Genomic DNA, 594 nt, shown 5'->3' with positions numbered 1-594 from the left:
ATCACGCGCGGCGGATCCTGGGTCTGGGTCAGTGCGCGCAGCACCGACAGCCCGTCCTCGCCGGGCATCATCATGTCGAGCAGGATCAGCGCGATCGGATGCCGTGCGAGCGCGACGTCCATTTCCTGTGCATTGGTCGCGGTTTCGACGCGGTACCCGTGCATCCCTAGACTCTGCGCGAGCAGCGTCCGGATCGCATGGTCGTCATCGACGACGAGCAGCATCGTATCGGCGGGTTCGGGAGCGGCGCAGTGCATCGCCGGCCACTATGCCACGTATGTGTTCGTGATGTTTCAGCGATTTCGCATCATGCCACGCCACCGCCGGTCGTTGCCGGCGCGACGGATTGCGCAACATCCAGACATATGCCGGAAAGAACTGACCTGCAGGCGAGGCGCATGATTTTGACCAACAGCGTTTCCGTCGCCGTGCCCGGCCCTGATCTCCATGTCGGCACGCGAGGGGGGGATGACAGCGCGCGGATCGTCATCGTCGACGACGATCCCGGGCTGCGCGAGTTGCTGACGGGGTTTCTGGTCGATCACGGCCTGCGCGCCGAAGCCGTGGCGAGCGGCGCCGCGTTGCGGACCCGGC

General features: G+C 65.7%; 1 protein-coding gene and 1 pseudogene. One reads left to right on the top strand and one right to left on the bottom strand.

What is annotated here, in order from left to right; genetic code table 11:
* Positions 1 to 257, bottom strand: a 257-nt coding sequence (locus sphst_RS16810; RefSeq protein WP_159043703.1) for a response regulator, incomplete at its 3' end; no start/stop codon positions are given.
* A gap of 141 nt (positions 258 to 398) precedes the next feature.
* Between sphst_RS16810 and sphst_RS16805 the strand changes: the two are divergent.
* Positions 399 to 594: pseudogene (locus tag sphst_RS16805) on the top strand (hypothetical protein); the annotation flags it as partial.

Source organism: Sphingomonas sp. STIS6.2 (assembly GCF_000732685.2).
Taxonomy (GTDB): Bacteria; Pseudomonadota; Alphaproteobacteria; order Sphingomonadales; family Sphingomonadaceae; genus Sphingomonas; species Sphingomonas aerolata.
This window is presented reverse-complemented; position numbering and strand designations above follow the sequence as displayed.